This window comes from Mycobacterium sp. TH-M11 (assembly GCF_057473725.1).
The window spans coordinates 1-19,133 of sequence record NZ_JBYCLD010000219.1; the positions used below are offsets into that span (position 1 = coordinate 1).

17 protein-coding genes are annotated in these 19,133 nt (G+C 65.8%); 4 read left to right on the forward strand and 13 right to left on the reverse strand.

Annotated elements, in window-relative coordinates:
• On the forward strand, window positions 1-591 hold a 591-nt coding region (locus tag AC2VOG_RS09425; RefSeq protein WP_486939640.1), incomplete at its 5' end, for an FAD-binding domain-containing protein.
• Here AC2VOG_RS09425 and AC2VOG_RS09430 read toward each other — a convergent pair.
• Window positions 588-1,325 carry an acyltransferase gene (locus AC2VOG_RS09430; RefSeq protein ID WP_486939641.1) on the reverse strand — a complete coding sequence of 246 codons (738 nt, stop codon included), beginning with the start codon at window positions 1,323-1,325 and terminating at the stop codon, window positions 588-590. The genes AC2VOG_RS09425 and AC2VOG_RS09430 overlap by 4 nt on opposite strands.
• Before the next feature lie 296 nt (window positions 1,326-1,621).
• Between AC2VOG_RS09430 and AC2VOG_RS09435 the strand changes: the two genes are divergently transcribed.
• Window positions 1,622-2,899, forward strand: a complete 1,278-nt coding sequence (locus AC2VOG_RS09435) for an outer membrane protein assembly factor BamB family protein (protein WP_486939655.1) — start codon at window positions 1,622-1,624, stop codon at window positions 2,897-2,899.
• Here AC2VOG_RS09435 and AC2VOG_RS09440 read toward each other — a convergent pair.
• The 10 genes from AC2VOG_RS09440 to ctaD form a co-directional block, all read right to left on the reverse strand.
• A complete protein-coding gene (locus AC2VOG_RS09440) occupies window positions 2,896-3,603 on the reverse strand; it encodes an esterase (RefSeq protein WP_486939642.1) in 708 nt (235 codons plus the stop codon). The two genes, AC2VOG_RS09435 and AC2VOG_RS09440, sit on opposite strands and share 4 nt — an antisense overlap.
• Before the next feature lie 163 nt (window positions 3,604-3,766).
• On the reverse strand, window positions 3,767-4,576 hold the full coding sequence (locus tag AC2VOG_RS09445; RefSeq protein ID WP_486939643.1) for a hypothetical protein: 810 nt from the start codon (window positions 4,574-4,576) through the stop codon (window positions 3,767-3,769).
• Window positions 4,577-5,009: 433 nt separating this feature from the next.
• Complete coding sequence (locus AC2VOG_RS09450; RefSeq protein ID WP_486939656.1) at window positions 5,010-6,176, reverse strand: THUMP-like domain-containing protein; 1,167 nt, start codon at window positions 6,174-6,176, stop codon at window positions 5,010-5,012.
• Window positions 6,176-7,144, reverse strand: a complete 969-nt coding sequence (locus AC2VOG_RS09455; RefSeq protein ID WP_486939644.1) for a methyltransferase domain-containing protein — start codon at window positions 7,142-7,144, stop codon at window positions 6,176-6,178. Before AC2VOG_RS09455 ends, AC2VOG_RS09450 begins: the two co-directional genes overlap by 1 nt.
• A gap of 58 nt (window positions 7,145-7,202) precedes the next feature.
• Window positions 7,203-9,278, reverse strand: coding sequence for a cellulase family glycosylhydrolase (locus AC2VOG_RS09460; RefSeq protein ID WP_486939645.1), 2,076 nt, complete (start codon window positions 9,276-9,278; stop codon window positions 7,203-7,205).
• 85 nt (window positions 9,279-9,363) lie between these two features.
• A complete protein-coding gene (locus AC2VOG_RS09465; RefSeq protein ID WP_486939646.1) occupies window positions 9,364-10,122 on the reverse strand; it encodes an enoyl-CoA hydratase in 759 nt (252 codons plus the stop codon).
• Window positions 10,110-10,937 carry an NUDIX hydrolase gene (locus AC2VOG_RS09470; protein ID WP_486939647.1) on the reverse strand — a complete coding sequence of 276 codons (828 nt, stop codon included), beginning with the start codon at window positions 10,935-10,937 and terminating at the stop codon, window positions 10,110-10,112. Before AC2VOG_RS09470 ends, AC2VOG_RS09465 begins: the two co-directional genes overlap by 13 nt.
• A complete protein-coding gene (locus AC2VOG_RS09475; RefSeq protein WP_486939648.1) occupies window positions 10,934-11,809 on the reverse strand; it encodes an ABC transporter ATP-binding protein in 876 nt (291 codons plus the stop codon). The genes AC2VOG_RS09470 and AC2VOG_RS09475 overlap by 4 nt, the downstream gene beginning before the upstream one ends.
• Window positions 11,810-12,071: 262 nt before the next feature.
• Window positions 12,072-13,307: a phosphoserine phosphatase SerB gene (serB, locus tag AC2VOG_RS09480; RefSeq protein WP_486939649.1), complete on the reverse strand. Its 1,236-nt coding sequence runs from the start codon at window positions 13,305-13,307 to the stop codon at window positions 12,072-12,074.
• A gap of 25 nt (window positions 13,308-13,332) precedes the next feature.
• Window positions 13,333-15,078 carry an aa3-type cytochrome oxidase subunit I gene (gene ctaD, locus AC2VOG_RS09485; RefSeq protein WP_486939650.1) on the reverse strand — a complete coding sequence of 582 codons (1,746 nt, stop codon included), beginning with the start codon at window positions 15,076-15,078 and terminating at the stop codon, window positions 13,333-13,335.
• A 168-nt stretch (window positions 15,079-15,246) separates the two neighbouring features.
• On the opposite strand from ctaD, the gene AC2VOG_RS09490 reads away from it, so the two are divergent.
• Both AC2VOG_RS09490 and AC2VOG_RS09495 read left to right on the forward strand, forming a co-directional pair.
• The gene (locus tag AC2VOG_RS09490) at window positions 15,247-16,347 is read left to right on the forward strand and encodes an iron-siderophore ABC transporter substrate-binding protein (RefSeq protein ID WP_486939651.1); all 1,101 of its coding nucleotides are present in this window, start codon (window positions 15,247-15,249) and stop codon (window positions 16,345-16,347) included.
• A 113-nt stretch (window positions 16,348-16,460) separates the two neighbouring features.
• Window positions 16,461-17,501 (forward strand): NAD(P)-dependent alcohol dehydrogenase, encoded by a 1,041-nt coding sequence (locus AC2VOG_RS09495; RefSeq protein WP_486939652.1) that lies wholly within the window; start codon window positions 16,461-16,463, stop codon window positions 17,499-17,501.
• A 69-nt stretch (window positions 17,502-17,570) separates the two neighbouring features.
• Here AC2VOG_RS09495 and AC2VOG_RS09500 read toward each other — a convergent pair whose 3' ends face one another.
• Both AC2VOG_RS09500 and AC2VOG_RS09505 read right to left on the reverse strand, forming a co-directional pair.
• Window positions 17,571-17,912 carry a DUF3349 domain-containing protein gene (locus AC2VOG_RS09500; protein WP_486939653.1) on the reverse strand — a complete coding sequence of 114 codons (342 nt, stop codon included), beginning with the start codon at window positions 17,910-17,912 and terminating at the stop codon, window positions 17,571-17,573.
• 259 nt (window positions 17,913-18,171) lie between these two features.
• Window positions 18,172-19,133, reverse strand: a 962-nt coding sequence (locus tag AC2VOG_RS09505; protein ID WP_486939654.1) for a PE-PPE domain-containing protein, incomplete at its 5' end; no start/stop codon positions are given.

Sequence of the window (19,133 nt, forward strand, 5' to 3'; positions counted from 1 at the left end):
GCTCGAGCGTACTTGCGGGAATTGGCGTTTCGCGACTTTTACGCTTCGGTGCTGCATCACTGGCCCGACAGCGCGTGGCGGAACTGGAACCGCGACTTCGACGCCATCAAGGTTGACGACGGGAAAGCGGCGCAGCAGCGCTTCGAGGCCTGGAAGGCCGGTCGAACCGGTTTCCCGATCGTCGACGCCGGAATGCGTCAGCTCAGCGAAACCGGCTTCATGCACAACCGGGTGCGGATGATCGCGTCGTCGTTCTTGGTCAAAGACTTGCACCTGCCGTGGCAGTGGGGGGCCCGTTGGTTCCTCGACCAACTCGTCGACGGCGACATTGCCAGCAACCAGCACGGTTGGCAGTGGTCGGCCGGATGCGGCACTGATGCGGCGCCTTACTTCCGGGTGTTCAACCCCGCTAGGCAGGCCGAAAAATTCGACCCCGCAGGCGATTACATCCGCCGATGGGTACCCGAACTTGCCGATGTCAATGACGTCACGTTGAGCAAAGGCCAGCGGCCGAGCGGCTATCCCGCACCCATCGTCGATCACGCCGCGGAGCGCAGCGAAGCGCTGCGGCGCTATCAGGCGATGGGCTAACGGGCCGCCTTCTTGCGCTCGATGTCGGCGAGCGCGGCAGCCAATTCTGCGCGCTGAGCGGCCGAGGTCTCCCAAGCCAGCTGTCGGTTCTTGACCACCTTGGCCGGGGCTCCGACCGCGATCGAGTAATCCGGCACCTCGCCCCGGACGACCGCGTGCGACCCCAGCACGCAGCCCCGGCCGATGGCGGTGCCGCGTAGCACCGTCGCCTTCACCCCCACCCAGGTGTCCGGCCCGATCCGCACCGGCGATTTGACGATGCCCTGGTCTTTGATCGGCAGCGTGATGTCATCCATCCGGTGGTCGAAATCGCAGACGTAGCACCAGTCGGCCATCAGCACCGAATCGCCCAGCTCGATGTCGAGGTAGCAGTTGATGACGTTGTCACGGCCCAACACCACCTTGTCGCCGAATCGCAGTGAGCCCTCGTGAGCGCGGATGGTGTTCTTGTCGCCGATATGTACCCAGCGCCCGATTTCCAGCTGCGCCAGTTCGGGGGTCGCGTGGATCTCGACGCCCTTGCCGATGAACACCATGCCCCGGGTGATGATGTGCGGGTTGGCCAGCTTGAACTTCAGCAGCCGGAAGTAGCGCACCAGATACCACGGGGTGTAGGCGCGGTTACGCAGAACCCACTTCAGCGAGGCCAGGGTGAGGAACTTGGCTTGCCGCGGATCGCGCAGGTTCGAGCCCCGCCAGCGGCGGTGAATTGGGGCGCCCCACATGCTCGTCATGGCCGGAGAGCCTACCTCCGGCGACGATGCCCGCCGGAACGGCGGGCTGAGAAGCCGGACCAACAAACACCTCCGGCGACGATGCCCGCCGGAACGGCGGGCTGAGAAGCCGGACCATCAGACCCAGTCGGCGACGATGCCCGCCGGGCAGTAGGCCCTACCTGAGCTGGCACAGGTTACCCTCGGCTGTACTCGATATCGGCTGATGGCCGCCATGCCATCGCGTCGCGGAAGGATGTGGGAACCACACCGTGTCCCGGCCGACTCCCCGCCGTGCACTGCGGCACTGGACATCGGTGGCGTCGGCGATCCTTCTGACGGCACTGGCCGCTGGATGCGGCAACACCGACACCTGGGTCGACACCGTGCCGGCTGAAGGTTGGCCCGCGCAATACGGCGACGCCGCCAACAGCAGCTATAGCGCGACCCCCGGGGCCGACAAGTTGAGCCTGCGCTGGACCCGCTCGGTCAAGGGCACGCTGGCGTCGTCGGTGGCACTGAGTTCGCGCAATTGGCTTGCCGCAAACGCGCAAACGCCGGGCGGCTGTTCGCTGGTGGAGTGGGAGAACGACGACAACGGGCGGCAGCGTTGGTGCACCCGGCTGTATCAGGGCGGCGGCATCTCCGGCCCACTGTTCGACGGTTTCGACAATCTCTACGTCGGCCAGCCCGGAGCCATCCTGTCCTTCCCCGTCACGCAGTGGATTCGTTGGCGTCGCCCTGTCATGGGATTGCCGTCCACGCCGAGGATTCTCGGACGCGGTCACGTCTTGGTGGTCACACATCTCGGCCAGGTGCAGGTTTTCGACGGCCATCGCGGAACGGTGATCGGCAACTCGGTGGACCTGGTGGACAACGTCGACCCGAGCGACTTCACCCGAGGGCTGGCGGACTGCGGACCGGCCAAGGAGGGCTGCCCTGTCGCGGCCGCCCCGGCATTCGCCAAGGACAGCGGGATGGTGGTGATCGGATTGTGGGAACCGGGTGCCCCGGCGCCAGGCCTGGTTGGGCTCAAGTACCACCCCGGCCAGAGTCCGTTGCTGACCCGGGAATGGACTAGCAACGCCGTCGCCGACGGTGTCCAGGCCAGTCCGGTGGTATCCGGCGATGGCACCACGATTTACGTCAACGGCCGCGACCAGCGCCTGTGGGCGCTGCATGCGTCCGACGGGAAGCCGAAATGGTCGGTTGCGCTGAACTTCCTGGCGCAGACGCCGCCGTCGGTGACGCCGGATGGGTTGATCGTTTCGGGCGGCGGCCCGGATACACGCCTGGTCGCGTTCAAGGACGCCGGCAACCACGCTCAGGAGGTGTGGCGACGTAACGACGTCAGCCCGCTCTCGACGTCGAGTCTGGCTGGGCGTGGGGTTGGCTACGCGGTGGTGACCGGCGGGCCAGGTGAAGGCGCCCGGGGCATGACGCTGCTGGTGTTCGATCCCGGCAGCGGCCGCACGCTCAACAGCTACCCGCTGCCGGAGGCGACCGGTTACCCCGTCGGCGTCGCGGTCGGTCGCGATCGCCGCGTCGTGGCTGCCACCAGCGACGGTCAGGTGTATAGCTTCGCGCCGAGCTAACTCTTGATCGCCAGCGGCGGGATCGCGTCGCGGGGGACGTGAACCTGGCTGGGGCCGGCCAACGACGGCAGCAGCTCGCCGGCAGCGAAGTAGAAGATCAGCTCGTCGTCGGTGATCGCAAAGTTTTGATAATGCGCGGCGTCCAATCCAGACGCGGGCGAAATGGCGGCACCGAGGCCTGTTTGTTTTCCAACCTCTCGTTGCACGATCGGGAAAATGGAATCGAGCGGCTTGGTATTCGGCGCGAAAAGCGTGTCGAAGGTGATCGCCTTCTGCCCCGCCATGTCGTAGTTGAAGCTTTTGTAGAAACTCGACGGCCGCGGACCCCCGAGGTCTTCGAAGACTTTGAGCACCACGCTGCGGGTTCCGCCGGGCGGCTGGCCGGAGTGGTACTGCTCGGACGTCACGTCCATTTGATAGGGCACATCACGTGGACCGGACGTCTGCGCTGACGTCTGCGCGACGTTGACGAACCCGTCGCGATTCTGGCCGAGGAAATCGGTCAGCGCCTGGTCCGGATAGTCCGCCGGGAAAGACATGTTCACCGTATAGGTGGGGGTCACCGTATGCACGACGCATGTTTGGCCGTCCTGAAGTGCTCCGCCCAAGTTGGCACACGCGGAGTCCGCTGCGGCGATCGGGCCGCAGGACCAGTTCAGCAAGGCTCCGGCCGCTATCAACGCGGCCGACATGATCTTGCGCATCGGTCGTCTCGTCCTCGCAGACTCAGAACGGCTGAAATGCCGTGTCGCCAGCGTACCTGGCCCCGGTCTCGACGGCCTGCAAACGTCTCGCTGATGATCGCCTGCCCCGGTCAGGCGGCCCCGCCCTTCCCAACGGCGGCCGCTGACCGGGCAGGCGGTTCCGTTAAAACAGCGTCGTGAGCTCTGTCCACAGGTTACTGAAATCCGCTGCGGTCCCCGTGCCATCGAAGGCCGAGGCCACGTCGGCCCAGAAGGCCTGGCCGTCGCCCAGTGCACCGGTGGGATCCGTGGTCGCCATCAGGTTGGTGCTCTCGGCGGCCGCGGTGGTGGACGTCGTCGACCCACTGTCGCCGTAGAACTTCACGATGTCGACCAGATGGTCGCTGCCTTGCGCGTAGGCGGTCGCGAGGTCGTTACCTTCGGAGTAGGAGCCGTCGTAGCTGCCGGACCCTGCCGCGTCGCCGCCGGCCCAGCCGGTGTCATTGTTACCGAAGATGACGGCGTAGTTGAAGCTGCCCGGGTTGGTGGCGTCGGTTGTTCCGGCCCACCCGTAGCTGTCGTTGCCGAAGACGAAGGCCGTGTTGTCGGCTGAGGTGCCGGCCATCGTGTCGCTGGTTGCGCCGGCCACAGCGGTAGAACCGGTGCCGTCGACGCTTGCATAGTTGTCGGTGCCGAATGCGTAGGCGTTCGCCCCGGCGCCGTTGGCGATGGCGATGTCACCGTTGGTTCCCGAGTGCGCGTACGCAGTGCCGTCCTGGAACAGCGTGATTCCGTCAAACGAGATAGCCAGATTCAATGCCGGCGTGGTGTCGGCCGCTGACAATGCCCCACCGCCGAGAAGGCTGTCGACTGCCGACAACCAGTCGGAGGATGAATCGGCCGACGCCATTCCCGGGGTGGCGGCAAGCGCTCCCCCGATACCCAATCCGACGGCCAGCATTGCCAGCCGAGTCCAAGCCCGAGCGGTCCTCATTGATTTTCCCCTTCCCCCAACGCGCTATGTGCGCGCTTTAATAGCTGTCGGCGCCCACCGCACCGAGTGGGCATAGCTTATGCGTCAGCGTCAATTCTGTTCGAACAAAGTCTAATAATTGTAGAAAAATTCCTCAGCCCTTGTTCCACCGGTCAAAACAGGTACCACGTGCTGAGCTACGTGGGTAGCAGGGGCATTGTGCAGGATTTTGATCATGATCAGCGACCGCCAGTTTGCTCCCGGCGCCAAAGCAACTTAGGTGGCAGCCAGGATCAAGCTCGGAGATACCGTCTAGGTCTCCGGATCGGGGGTTCGATTACCCAGATGCCACGAGTCGCGTCCTCGGATCTGGACTGTCGCCGGCCCGCTCACGTACGTCTGCGCGCGATCCCATCGCAGCTCATGAGGAGATATCGCGCCACTCTTTTCGGGGTCATCGCGATGGACGGCAGATGAACGCGGTGCCCTGGGCTGCCGCGCCCGCCCCGATCCGGGTGATGACCACTGTCAACGACTGGCCGCCACGCGGCGTCAACCGCCTTCGCAGCACATCCGGATCGACCTCCACACCGCGGGCCAGGATCTCCAGCACCCCGCAGTCGCGCGCCGCCAACGCGTGTCGGAGCCGCCGCTCGTCGAACGCCAACTGCTCGAGAACCTCGAAACCTCGCATGCCCGAAGGCAATTCGTCTCCGGACAGGTAGGCGATCATCGGGTCGAGCTGCCACAGTCCGTACCTCGCCGCAAAGTGCCGGACCAGTCCGGCGCGGACCACCGCGCCGTCGGGGTCGACGATCCACCGGCCCACCGGCCGCACCGGGCAATCGTCCGGATCGGCGTCGGTGATCTGCTCCGCACGGTCCAGCACGCTGGCCCGTCGGCGCACCCCCGGCTCACTCAGACCCGTCGTCCACAGGCAAGCTTCCCGGACCGAGCCGCGATACGAGGTGACCTCGATCTCGCCATCGAACCCGAGCGGGGCCAGCGCCTCGAAATCGACTCCGGGCGCGCATTTGACGACCAATTCCCGGCCCCGATAGGCCTCGATCAGCTCGTCGAGGGCGGGCTGATAGTCGCGCGGGTCGAACCGCCGCCGACCGCCACTTCGTCGCGCCGGGTCGGCGACCACCACGGCGTCACGCGTAATCGGATGCAGCGCGTCAGCGCGGCACAGGTCCACGCTGTCGCCCAGGTTGTGCCGCGCCATCGCCAGCCGCACCGGGTCGATGTCGCTGCCGACCACCCGGCTGGCCGATCCGCGCAGCGCCGCCAGTTCGGTGCCGACCGAGCAGGTCACATCGTGAATCACGGTGCCCGACAGCCGCCTCGCTCGATGCAGGGCGACCGGCCCGGCGCTGGCCTGCTGCAGCGCCTCGTCGGTGAACAGCCAGTCGTGAGTTCCGGGCAGCTCGGCCAGCTTTGCCGACGCGCGGCGGCGCAGCAACACCGTCTCGACCAATACCGGTGTGCGGTCGCCGAATTGCTTTCGCAGCCTTGCAATGTCGCCGACCCGGTCGGTCAGCGGCAGGGCGTCGACCGCGGCCAGCGCAACCGAGCCCTCGTCGGACGTCAAGTAGGAGACGTCGCCGAGGCCGAAGATCAGGACGGCTTGACCCCAGTGATCTCGACGTTGTAGAACCAGCCCTTCGGCACCACGCGGCGCCAGACATTGGCGTCGGCCCAGCTGAGCACCTTCCAGCTGTTGAACGCGAACTTGGCCCAGGCCCAGCCCAGCTTGTCGGGCTGCACCGCGTATTCGAAGGTCCGCAACGGCCAGCCGAGCATCGCGGCGGTGAATTCGACCGTCGCGGTGTCGACGTCGACGGCCCCGGCGGACCTGGCCATCTTTTCCAGGTCGGCCGGGAAGAAGGTGTGCAGATCAACGATCGACTCCAAAGCGGCAGCGCGCGAGGACTCGTCGAGTTCAGCCTGCGGACGTCGCCAACCGTCGAGCCCGGGCAGCTTGGTGGCGTTGGTCGCGACCCGCCAGGTCAGCGTCGACAGGGCGCGCGCGTAGCCGTTGCCGACCGTGGTCGGCTCGCCCGCGAACACGAATCGGCCACCGGGCCGCAGCACGCGAAGGACCTCACGCAGCGTCAGCTCGACGTCTGGAATGTGGTGCAGCACAGCATGTCCGACGACCAGGTCGAAGGAATTGTCGTCGTAGGGAATTCGCTCGGCGTCGGCGACCCGACCGTCGATGTCCAACCCCAATGACTGTCCGTTGCGGGTGGCGACCTTGACCATCCCCGGCGACAGGTCGGTGACCGAGCCGCGGCGCGCCACGCCCGACTGGATCAGGTTGAGCAGGAAAAAGCCACTACCGCAGCCCAGCTCGAGCGCGTTGCCGTAGGGCAAGCGGTGAATCTCGTCGTCGGGAACGACGGTGTTGAAGCAGTCCCGGGCGTAGTCGATGCAGCGCTGGTCGTAGGAGATCGACCACTTCTCGTCGTAGTTCTCGGCTTCCCAGTCGTGATAAAGGACCTGGGCCAGCTTGCTGTCGTGACGCGCTGCCTCGACCTGCTCGGCGGTGGCGCGCGGCTGCGGCGCCGGGTCGGTACTGGTCATGGTCGACCAGCTTATCGGAGCGCACCAACGGGCCCGCTCGCTCTCTTCGACCGCCCGGCTACGTCGCGGCGGGGCTCACGGTTACGGTGACGGTGCTTGCACCGGCGTTCGAGGCGATGACCAGGTCGGCAGCGTTGGGGGCGGAGACGACCTCTCCCCCGGTGACGCTCACCGCGTAGCCGTTCGGGAATTCGACCGCCGGCACCGAGATGGTGGTCTGCGAGTTGGCCGGGAAGCTGCCCAGGCCATTGGCTTCCTGGGTGGAGTAGCTGAAGTCGAATGTGCCCTTGTCGAACGAGTAAGAAATCGGGGTGCCCGAAATCACCTGCGGGTAGGGCTCGGCCAGGGTCTGCAGGTTCGCGGTGTTGACGTTGTCCCCTGTCGGGGGCAGTTCGGGGTTGTACACCAGCGACTCCGAGCTCGGCGGCGATGCGGTGGTGGAGATGTCACCCTGGCTGGAATATGCCCACTCCGTCCAGCCGATGAGGTGCTGGTCGGCGGCGACCATCGGGTCGGCAAGCTCGGTCTGGTCGCTGCTGGCGCCGAATTCGGTCATGAACGCCGGAATTCCTTGTGCATCAGCATATTTCAGTGCGTTGTCGGCGATGTTGGCGACGTTGGGCACGCAGCCCAGCGGCCCGAGGTCGTACTCGCAGTAATCGTGGAAAGAGAAGACGGTGTTGGTGGCGTCCACGGTGCCCAGGTGCGTGGGCACGCCGGTGCCGAACAGGACGCTGGGCTCGTAGAAGATCGGCGTGCTCGGGTCCACGGATCGAATCGCGCCTGCCGCCTGGTCGTAGAACGGGGTCAGTTGCTGGCTGTCGAAGTATGAGCTGCCGAACAGTGCCGGCAGCGTCTGCGAGCCCGCCTCCGGTTCGTTCATCAGCTCGAAGCCGACCACGTCGGAATTGCCGTTGAAGGCGCTGGCGACGTACTGCAGCATCTGCGCGTAATTGTCCTCGAGCCCGGCGCCATTGGGTGCATCGGCGTTCGACCAGAACGAATCCCAGGCCTGGGTCTCGGCAGGATTGAAGAACTCGTTGTACGGGAAGGGCAGCGAGGGGTTGGCCGCACCGCCGGTCTCGGTCGCCCACGCCGGCGCGCCTTCGCCGCCGAATGCGCTGCTGTAAGCATCCTGATGGAAGTCGAGAATGCTGTAGATCCCGTGGTTGCCCAGAGTCTGCACGGTCGACTCGATCGAGTCGAGGTAGGCGGTGTTGAAAACGCCGGGCTCGGGCTCCAAGTCGGACCAGATGATGCCCACCCGGACCGCGTTGAATCCGTTGGCGGCCAGGAAGGCTGCGTCGTTGGCGCCGAAACCGTCGGCGGCGGGCTCACCGGGTGCCACCTTGTAGACCTCGTTGAGCCCGTGTAGCAGGACGACTTGGCCGTCGCTGTTGGTGATCCAACTGCCGGTGGTACCGAGGGATTCGAGGTCCGAGGAGCCGGTGCTCGTGACAGCGTCGGTGCTCGTGCCATAGTCGCCGACCATGCCGTGGATGCCGTAGGCACCGGCGTTGCCGCCGGCCCCGCCGAGAGCCGGTAAACCACCGGAGGCGGCGCCGCCATTGCCGCCGTTGCCACCGATGCCGAACAGCGAGCCGCCGTCACCGCCGTCACCGCCGTTTGCGCCGGCGCCGCCGTCGCCCCCGTCACCGCCGTTGCCGAAGAAGCCGACAGCATCGCCGCCGGATCCACCGGCGACACCGGCTTCATCGCTGTTCCAGCCGCTGCCGCCGTCACCGAACCACAACCCGCCGGCGCCGCCGGTCGGATCCTGCTCGGTCCCGGGCGCGCCGTTGCCGATCAGGAATTCCCCGGACGTCGCGTTGACCGCGTTGTCGATCTGCTCACCGAAGGAACTGCTGATCCAGTCCTCGACGGCGGTGTGCAGCGGGTCGTAGAAGTACTGCTGGAACAGGGCCTCCTCGGAGAGGGTTTGCGTGCTGGACGCAGCAGCGGCGAGCGCCTGGTCGACACCCGAACTGCCGAGGGCGGCTGAACTCGCGCCGGCGACGAGGTTGCTGACCACGTCGCCGAGGCCGAAATCGTCGGCGTGCGCGGGCGAGGCTGCTCCGAACACGAAAACGCTGCCGACAACCACCCCAACGCCGAGTACGCGGTTCAGACGCATCAATTCCGAGGCCTCCAGTTGATGTGAGACAGCTCATACTAGCGGGCGACTCTCAACCGTTGTAAATACTTTTCTCAGATTTTCTTTACGTCGCCGCGCCCGGCGGTCGCCTCAGATTGGCGTCGAAGACCTCAAGGTAGCGGCGGCGCTCCGCATCCCACCGCGCGGACGGCGCCAGCGTGTGCGGGTCGTCGATGCCGGCCTTGGCGGCGGCGAGCGCGACGCCAGGCACGCCGACGAAACGGCCGGCCCAGGCCACGGCGACGTCATACACCCCGTCGGGGGCCGCCACCTCGTCGATCAGCCCCAGCGCCTGAGCCTCCTCGGCGCCAAAGAAGCGGCCGCTGTACACCAGTTCCTTGGCCTTACTCATGCCGGCCGCGCGGGCCAACCGCGCCATGCCGTCACCATCGGGAACCAGCCCGGCCAGAATTTCCGTCGCACCGAACCGGACGTTGTCGCCGCTGACCCGCCAGTCGGCCGCCAGCGCCAGACCCAGGCCCGCTCCCAGTGCGTATCCGGTGATCGCGGCGACAGTGGGCTTCGGGATCGCCGCGACGGCGTCGACAGCGGCACGGCGCACCCGGATCCAGCTCTCGGCCTCGGCCGCGGTCAGCGTGCGCAGCTGCGGCATGTCGTCACCCGCAGAGAAGATCTCATGGCCGCCGAACAAGATGACCGCGGAGATACTCTCGTCACGGCTCACCTCGTCCGCTGCCCGCTCGATCTCCCGGTACACCTGTCGGGTCAGCGCGTTGGTCGGCGGCCGGGAGAGCACCAGCGCCCCGATCCCAGGATGGCCGGGGTCCAGGTGGACGCCGACGAACTCGTTCAAGGCCGCCACTTGAGTCCGCCGGCTTTGCGGGCGCGGTGATAGCGGTCGGAGTCGAAAAAATCGAGGTTGAGATTGTCGCCGTCGATTTCGAGGTGTGGTTGCACCGTCGTGATGTGCCGCTCGACGGCCAATATCTCGGCAACCGTGCGCCCGTTCAGCGAATCCAGCTGGGTCCAGGTCGGTGGCAGCAGGAAGCAAAGGCCGGATTCGAAGTCGGCGAGGGCGGCCTGCGGCGTCGTCCACTCCGCGCGGTCGGATTCGGTGTTATCGCCGTCGGCGCGCTGACCTTCAGGTAGCACGCCGACGAAGAAATAGGTGTCGTAGCGGCGCGTGCGCTCGGCCTCGGGCGTGACCCAATTGGCCCACGGCCGCAGCAGATCTGAGCGCAGCACCAGGTTTTCCCGACGAAGGAAGTCAGCGAACGACAGTGTCTTGTCGTCCAGGGCACGGCGGGCGTCGGCGTAGACCGAGGCGTCGCGAACGATGCCATTCGGGTCGTCGGCCGAGCCGGCGAACAACACGCCGCATTCCTCGAAGGTCTCGCGGGCGGCGGCGCACACCAGTGCGGCGGCCAACGCGGTGTCGGTGCCGAAGCGCCGAGCCCACCACTGCGGCGGCGGTCCAGCCCACGCGATGTCGGGTTTGCGATCGCGGTCGTCGACACCACCGCCGGGGAAGACCATGGTTCCCGGGGCGAACTCCATCCTGGAGTGGCGTCGCATCAGGAAGACGTCTAGTCCCTCCGCGCCATTCGGGCCCTCCCGCAACAGCATCACCGTCGCAGCCGGGCGCACGGGCAGCGGAACGAATGTGTCCTCGGTCATGAGCGCCTCCGATGTGCCGCGCGGGTGCGGGTGCGACGGGCAAAGTAACGCCCGTCTATCACGTCCACGTCGATCGACTGGCCGAACGCCGCGGACAAATTCTCCGCGGTCAGCACATCAGTCAACAATCCCGCCGCGACAACCCGCCCCTCTGACAGCAGCATGCAGTGGCTGAAGCCGGGCGGAATCTCCTCGACATGATGGGTGACCAGGACAAGCGCGGGCGCGTCGGGATCGGCGGCCAGATCGGTCAGCCGCGCCACCAGCTCCTCGCGCCCGCCCAAGTCGAGCCCGGCGGCCGGCTCATCGAGCAGCAGCAACTCGGGGTCGGTCATCAACGCCCGGGCGATCAGGATGCGCTTGCGCTCGCCCTCGGACAGCGTTTCGTAGCGGCGGTCGGCGAGATGTTCGGCGCCCAGGCTCTCCAGCATGTCCACCGCGCGGTGGTAGTCGACGTCTTCATAGCGCTCCCGCCACCGCCCCAGCACCGCATACCCTGCCGACACGACCAGATCGCGGACCATCTCGTGACCGGGAATGCGCTGTGCCAGCGCGGAAGAACTCAGCCCCACCCGCGACCGGAGCTCGGACATGTCGACGCGGCCGAGCCGCTCGCCCAGCACGTGGGCGACCCCCGACGTGGGATGCTCGGCGGCCGCGGCGATACGTAGCAACGACGTCTTACCGGCGCCGTTTGCCCCGATGATCACCCAGCGTTCGTCGAGTTCAACCGACCAGGTCACCGGCCCGACCAGGGTGTGGCCGTCGCGACGTAACGACACGTCGGCGAAGTCGATCAGCAGGTCTGGGTCGACTGCCTCACTTGTCTCGTCGGCCACCCGACCATCGTGCCGTACCGGCCGAGCGACCATTGCGGCGGGATGAGCAGCGACCTACGACGCCGCCCTTCGACGGTACGAGCGTTGATGGCACCGTGAGTCACACCAGCCCCGTTGACCTCGGGCTGGGTGGACACACTCTTTTTTCGTTTTGTGACCACGGGCGATATCACCGCCTGGGTGATACCGCATACGACCACAATTCAAAAAGATGAGTGCCACCTACCTTGGTTACTGGTGTGACAGGTGGTGTGGTTCGTTAGCCTGCAACGACCCACGCCCCGCATGCCTGCGATCAACTAGGCGGGATGTCGACGCGGCTCACCACGCCGTCGAGTGCGTCGGCGGCCTCGATCTCACCGCGCGTCACGCCGAGCAGAAACAGCACCGTGTCCAGATAGGGGTGGCTCAGCGACGCGTCGGCGACTTCTCGCAGTGCGGGCTTGGCGTTGAACGCGATGCCCAGGCCGGCAGCGGACAACATGTCGATGTCGTTGGCACCGTCACCGACCGCGACCGTCTGCGCCATCGGGACTCCGACCTGACTGGCAAAGTCGCGCAGCGCCTTGGCTTTACCGGCGCGGTCGACGATCTCACCGACCACCCGCCCGGTGAGTTTGCCGTCGACGACTTCGAGCACGTTGGCGGCGACGAAGTCCAACATCAGCTCGTCGGCCAGCGACTGGATGACCTGCCGGAAGCCACCGGACACCACACCCACGTGGTAGCCCAGCCGACGCAACGTGCGGATGGTGGTCCGCGCACCCGGGGTCAGCTCCACGTCTGCGGCGACCTCGTCGAGCACCGCGGCGGGCAGGCCGGCCAGCGTGCCGACCCGCTGGTGCAGCGACTCGGCGAAGTCCAATTCGCCGCGCATGGCGGCATCGGTGATCGCCTTGACCGCGTGTTCGGCGCCCGCGCGTGCCGCGAGCATTTCGATGACTTCTTGCTGGATCAGCGTCGAGTCGACGTCGAACACGATGAGCCGTTTGGCCCGACGCGCGATGCTGTAGTCCTCGAGCGCGACGTCGACACCGACGTCGCCGGCGACCCGCGTCAGCACCTCCTGCAGCTGTCCCCCGACACCGGGCGGCACCGAGACCCGGAGCTCGAGACCGGTGACGGGATAGTCGGAGACCCCGCGGATCAGGTCGATGTTGACGCCCAACGCGGCGACCGCACGGGCCACGGCGCCGAACGCCTCTGCGGTGATCGGACGTCCCAGCACCATGATGGTGTGGGTCGAGGGTTCGCGGATGATCCGCAGATCGTCGCTGCGCTCGATGGCGACGTCGAGGCCCACCGCGTGAATCGCGGACTCGATCTCGTCCCGAAACGGTTGGCCGTCAAGGACGTCCGCGGCGGCGGTCACCAGCACGCCCAGCGTGAGCCGGCCTCGGATCACCACCTGCTCGACGTTGAGCAACTCGACCTTGTACGCGGACAGCACCTCGAAGAGGGCCGACGTCACGCCTGGCTTGTCGTGACCGGTGACGGTGATCAGCGCCGACACCTTGCGGGGGGTACTCACCCCAGATTGTCTCCGCGATAAGGCATTACGTGCGGACGTTGACGTCGTCGGCTCGGGTGACGTCGCCGTCAGAGGGGCCGTGCGCCCGACCGACATGAGCTTCCGCCCGGATCCGCTCGATCATGTGCGGGTAGTGCAGCTCGAACGCGGGGCGCTCGGAGCGGATGCGCGGCAGCTCGGTGAAGTTGTGCCGCGGCGGCGGGCAGCTGGTCGCCCACTCCAGCGAGTTGCCGTAACCCCATGGGTCGTCGACGGTGACTACTTCACCGTAGCGCCAGCTCTTGAAGACGTTCCAGACGAACGGAATCATCGAAACGCCGAGGATGAATGCGCCGATCGTCGACACGACGTTGTAAGGCTGAAACCCATCGGTTGGCAGGTAATCGGCATACCGGCGTGGCATACCGATGTCACCCAGCCAGTGCTGGATCAAAAATGTCACGTTGAACCCGATGAACGTCAGCCAGAAATGCAACTTGCCCAACCGCTCGTCGAGCAACCGGCCGGTCATCTTCGGAAACCAGAAGTAAGTGCCGGCGTAGGTGGCGAACACGATGGTGCCGAACAAGACGTAGTGGAAGTGCGCGACCACGAAGTAACTGTCGGTGACATGGAAGTCCAGCGGCGGGCTGGCCAGCAGTACGCCGGTCAGACCACCCAGCAGGAAGGTGACCAGGAAGCCCAGCGAGAACAGCATCGGCGTCTCGAAGGTCAGTTGCCCCTTCCACAGCGTGCCGACCCAGTTGAAGAACTTGATGCCGGTTGGCACCGCGATCAGATAAGTCATGAAACTGAAGAACGGCAGCAGCACCGCGCCGGTGGCGAACATGTGGTGCGCCCACACCGCGATCGACAGCGCTGCGATCGACAGGGTCGCGTACACGAGCGTGGTGTAGCCGAAGACCGGCTTGCGGGCGAACACCGGGAAGATCTCGGTCACAATGCCGAAAAACGGCAGCGCGACGATGTACACCTCGGGATGGCCGAAGAACCAGAACAAGTGTTGCCACAACAGAACGCCGCCATTGGCCGGGTCGTAGATATGGGCGCCGAGGTGCCGGTCGGCCGCGAGCCCGAACAATGCCGCGGTCAGCAACGGGAAGGCAACCAAGATGAGGATCGACGTCACCAGGACGTTCCAGGTGAAGATCGGCATCCGGAACATTGTCATGCCCGGGGCCCGCATGCACACCACGGTGGTGATCATGTTGACCGCGCCCAGGATGGTGCCCAGACCAGCAACGATCAGGCCGGTAATCCACAGATCGCCGCCGGCGCCGGGTGAGTGGACGGCGTCACTGAGCGGGGTGTAGGCGGTCCAGCCGAATTCCGCGGCACCCCCCGGGGTGATGAAACCGCCCAGGACGATCAACGCGCCGAACAAGAACAGCCAGTAGGAGAAGGCATTGAGCCGCGGGAACGCCACGTCCGGGGCCCCGATCTGCAGTGGCAGCACCAGGTTGGCGAAGCCGAACACGACCGGCGTCGCATACAGCAGCAGCATGATCGTGCCGTGCATGGTGAACAGTTGGTTGTACTGCTCGTTGGAGAAGAACTGCAGCCCAGGCTCCGCCAGTTCGGCGCGCATCAGCAGCGCCAGCAGGCCGCCGATGAAGAACATGGCGAAACACGTGACCACGTACATGATCCCGATCAGCTTGTGATCGGTCGTGGTGATCAGCTTGTAGATCAGGTTTCCTTTGGGCCCGAGTCGAGCCGGGTACGGGCGACTAGCCTCGATTTCTCCCAAGGGGGGGGCTTCGGCAGTCAAGAGCGCCTCCAAACGTCGAGCAGGACAACCGCGATCAGGTTTCCGAGTCTAGCCTCCGAATGGGCGCGGCGACGGACAGGTCCTACAAACTGTCGTAATGGCGGGTGAACACTTCTGCCCGAGCTCGCCGGACTCGGCTTCACCTGCTCAGATGTTAACGTCGGAGCCGTGCCGCTCAGGGGTGTACGACTCGCGCTGGCCGCCGCGATCACGGCGTCAATTTCCATTGCCGCGTGTGGCGGTTGCACCTCGGGTTCCCGCGGCGGCGCAGCACCCTCAGCGTCGGTGATCACCAGCACCACCCAGATCGCCGGTGTGGGCGTGTTGGGCAACCAGCGCCGACCCGAGGACTCGTGCGCCCCCGAACCGGCCGGCCTCGACGCTGCGGCGTCGCCGCGAATCGCGCACAACGCGGCCGGGGTCCAGCCCGATACCGTCCAGGTACCCGAGGACCCGCAACGCATCGTCGTGCTCGCCGGCGACCAGCTCGACGCGCTGTGCGCGCTGGGTCTGCAGGCCCGCATCGTCGGGGCCGCGCTGCCGGACGGCTCCTCGGACCAGCCGTCGTACTTGGGCACGGTCGTGCGCAAGGTGCCGGGCGTGGGCACCCGCAGCAACCCTGACCTCGGCGCGATCAAGGCCGCCAATCCTGACCTGATTCTCGGGTCGCAAGCGCTGACACCGAAGCTGTACGCGAACTTGGCGGGCATCGCACCAACGGTGTTCACCGGCGCCCCCGGTGCGGCCTGGCAGAACAACCTGCGCGCAGTCGGCGAGGCGACGGCGCGGGCCGGCGCCGCCAACGAGTTGATCGATCAGTTCACCGCCAAGGCTCACGACGACGGCGCAGCCCATGACTCCGCGCACTACCAGGCGTCGGTGGTGCAGTTCACCGAAAACACCGTGCGGATCTACGGGTCCGACAACTTCCCCGGTAGTGTGTTGACCGCGGTAGGCGTGGATCGCCCTGCCGCACAACGGTTTACCGACAAGACCTATATCGAGGTGGGCAGCACCGACAGCGACCTCGCGGGCAACGCGAACTTCTCGGCGGCCGACGCCGACGTGGTCTACGTGTCGTTCGATTCGCCGGCCGCCAAGGATCGCGCGCCCACCATCTTCGACAGCGATGCCTGGCGCCGGTTGTCGGCGACTCGCGACAACCGGGTGTTCGTGGTCAACAACGAGATCTGGCAGACCGGCGAGGGGTTGGTCGCCGCCCGCGGCATCATCGACGACCTGCGCTGGATCAACGCACCGATCAACTGATCCGGAGTGTGAGCTCGGCCTCACCCCGTCAGTTACATAGGTTGTCTATGCTAATCTGATTGGCGTTCAATGGAAGTCGATACGAGACCAAGCGCGTTAAAGAGGACTAGCTGATGAGCACTGTTTCCGCCTATGCCGCCTCCGACAAGTCGGGGCACCTGAGCAAAACCACGATCGAGCGCCGCGACCCCGGCCCGCACGACATCGCCATCGACATCAAGTTCGCCGGCATCTGCCACTCCGACATCCACACCGTCAAAGCCGAATGGGGTGTTCCCAACTACCCCATCGTGCCCGGTCACGAAATCGCCGGCGTCGTCACCGCGGTCGGCGCGCAGGTCACCAAGCACAAGGTCGGCGACCACGTCGGCGTCGGCTGCATGGTCAACTCCTGCGGCCATTGCACCAGCTGTGCGGCCGGGCTCGAGCAGTACTGCAAGAACGGTGCGACCTTCACCTACAACTCCAAGGACAAAGACGGCACGATCACCCAGGGCGGGTACAGCCAGGCCGTCGTCGTCAATGAGAACTTCGTGGTGCGGATCCCTAGCTCGTTGCCGTTGGACGCCGCCGCGCCGCTGCTGTGTGCGGGCATCACCCTGTTTTCCCCGCTGCGGCACTGGAAGGCCGGCGCCGACACCCGGCTGGCGATCGTCGGACTGGGCGGCTTGGGACACATGGGCGTCAAGCTCGGTGCCGCGATGGGCGCCGAGGTGACGGTGCTGTCGCAGTCGCTGAAGAAAATGGAAGACGGCCTGCGACTGGGCGCCAAGCACTACTACGCGACCTCCGACCGCGACACCTTCAAGAAGTTACGCAGCAGCTTCGATCTGATCCTGAACACCGTGTCGGCGAACCTCGACCTCGGCGCCTACTTGGGGCTGCTCGACGTCGACGGCACGCTGGTCGAGTTGGGCATTCCCGAGCACCCGATGGAGGTGCCGGCGTTCCCGTTGGCGCTGGCGCGTCGCAGCCTGTCCGGGTCCAACATCGGCGGTATCGCCGAAACCCAGGAAATGCTGGATTTCTGCGCTGAGCACAACACGCTGCCCGAAATCGAGGTCATCGAGGCGGCCTACGTCAACGAGGCCTACGAGCGGGTGCTGGCCAGCGACGTGCGCTACCGGTTCGTGATCGACATCTCGACTCTGTGAGCTGAGGCGTCTGGCTCGTAAGTTCGTCGGGGGTGCGTCAAGATCGCCTTTGCGCACCGAGGTCAGACACTAGGGCGTCGCGCCGGCCTGGCCGCCGATGCCGGATAGCGGCCAGCCGGCGGCAGCCAGTCGCGCGGCCACCCGGGCGATGTTCTCCGGGCCCGCGTCGTAGTGCGTCATGTCGGAGATGAAGTCGGCGATCACATCGCGGTCGACGGCGTTGTCGGAGAGCTCTTCTTCGTCGATCAAGTCGACGACCTCGGTGATCTCTTCCTCGGTCAGCGGCGTACTGCGCAGCAACGCCAGCAGCGCGACCCGGTCGGGCCCTGGAACACCTTCGGGGTAGCCGACCTGCAGCCACTTGATGACGGAGCGGAAGAAGTTGGCCGCTGAAGCTGGGGTGAGTGCCACCGCACCAGTGTCGTGGCTGTGCGGCCGACACCGCCACGTTCGGGCCCGACTGCGTGCACAATTCACACGCCGTTCACGAGACGAGCGCTTATTCGCATCTTCGTGAAACTTCGGGCGTGGCGCCGAGATTCGGTTGCGCATCCGCTGGTTCCGGGTTGAAGATCAGCAGCGAAGCCTGCTGGCTGCTGGAAGCCTTCAACGTCGGCTGCGGCGGGTCCGACGGCGATCCGAATCCCGGAAAGTTCGCTCGACCGTCCGATCAACCCCAGGCGGGGTTGAAAACATCCTGGAGCGACTGCGCAATGCTCTGCCAGAAGCCGCCCGAGGACATGATGTCCCCCAAGCCGGTCGCCCAGGCTGACGCCCAGTCCGTGGGATCCGGTATCAGGACTGTGGTGGTCAAGCCGTCGACTGTCGACGTGCCGGCCGAGACCTCGGCCGGTGTCAGGCCCAAGTACTCCAGGTGAGTAGTGAGGAAGTTGTAGATCCCGCTGCCGAGGGCAGCCCCCGTGCTGCCGTTGTCCTGGGCGAGAGCAGCGTTCCAATCCCCTTGCCAGTCGGCGATCCCATCGGTGTTGATCGTGTAGATGGTCGTCGGATAAAAGTCATTGGGTGTGACGCCGTTCTCGGTACCCGCCCCATTGAGAATGTGACCGTCGTACATCGTGCCGGCCGGGGCGAATTGACCCTCGTTGACGAAGTAGAGAAGCGCGTCGGTCGAATCCTGTCCTGCGGCAATATCGGCAGCGCTGGTACCGCCGCCCAACAACTGCTCCAGGTCGGTGTAGATATTGGTGGCGACTCCGGCGGTCGTATTGCCGTCGCCGATCATCACCAAATGCAGGTCTGCTTCGGGAATGCCCGCTGCCGACAGTCTGGCCTCCGCATCCGACATGGCCATGGCGCTTTGCGAGTAGGTGAATACGGTCAGCGGATCGGTGGCGCTCATATTCCCGGCGGCGTATTCAGCTTCGACCGCGCTGACGATGTCCGCGCTGGTGGCGGCGGTGCTCGGGCCTTCCTCCAGCAATTCCGGCGTCGTCAACACCTGTAACGGGGCATCGCACGCCGCCGTTCCAGTCATGTCGCAGATATTCGAAGCGCCGTCCCCGACGGCAAATCCGAGCGGCTGAAGAAAATTGGTGTACGCGGCGTCCACCCACGCCGTCGACGGGGTCGGTTCAAAGGTGCCGCCGACGAACATTGCGTGAGTGCTGTCCG

What these genes read in the sequence shown, in the direction of transcription:
- AC2VOG_RS09440 (WP_486939642.1), bottom strand. Translation starts at nt 3,603, where the DNA reads ATGCGCAAGATCATGTCGGCCGCGTTGATAGCGGCCGGAGCCTTGCTG.
- AC2VOG_RS09455 (WP_486939644.1), bottom strand. Translation starts at nt 7,144, where the DNA reads ATGACCAGTACCGACCCGGCGCCGCAGCCGCGCGCCACCGCCGAGCAG.
- AC2VOG_RS09475 (WP_486939648.1), bottom strand. Translation starts at nt 11,809, where the DNA reads ATGGTCGCTCGGCCGGTACGGCACGATGGTCGGGTGGCCGACGAGACA.
- AC2VOG_RS09495 (WP_486939652.1), top strand. Translation starts at nt 16,461, where the DNA reads ATGAGCACTGTTTCCGCCTATGCCGCCTCCGACAAGTCGGGGCACCTG.
- AC2VOG_RS09445 (WP_486939643.1), bottom strand. Translation starts at nt 4,576, where the DNA reads ATGAGGACCGCTCGGGCTTGGACTCGGCTGGCAATGCTGGCCGTCGGA.
- AC2VOG_RS09470 (WP_486939647.1), bottom strand. Translation starts at nt 10,937, where the DNA reads ATGACCGAGGACACATTCGTTCCGCTGCCCGTGCGCCCGGCTGCGACG.
- AC2VOG_RS09430 (WP_486939641.1), bottom strand. Translation starts at nt 1,325, where the DNA reads ATGACGAGCATGTGGGGCGCCCCAATTCACCGCCGCTGGCGGGGCTCG.
- AC2VOG_RS09460 (WP_486939645.1), bottom strand. Translation starts at nt 9,278, where the DNA reads ATGCGTCTGAACCGCGTACTCGGCGTTGGGGTGGTTGTCGGCAGCGTT.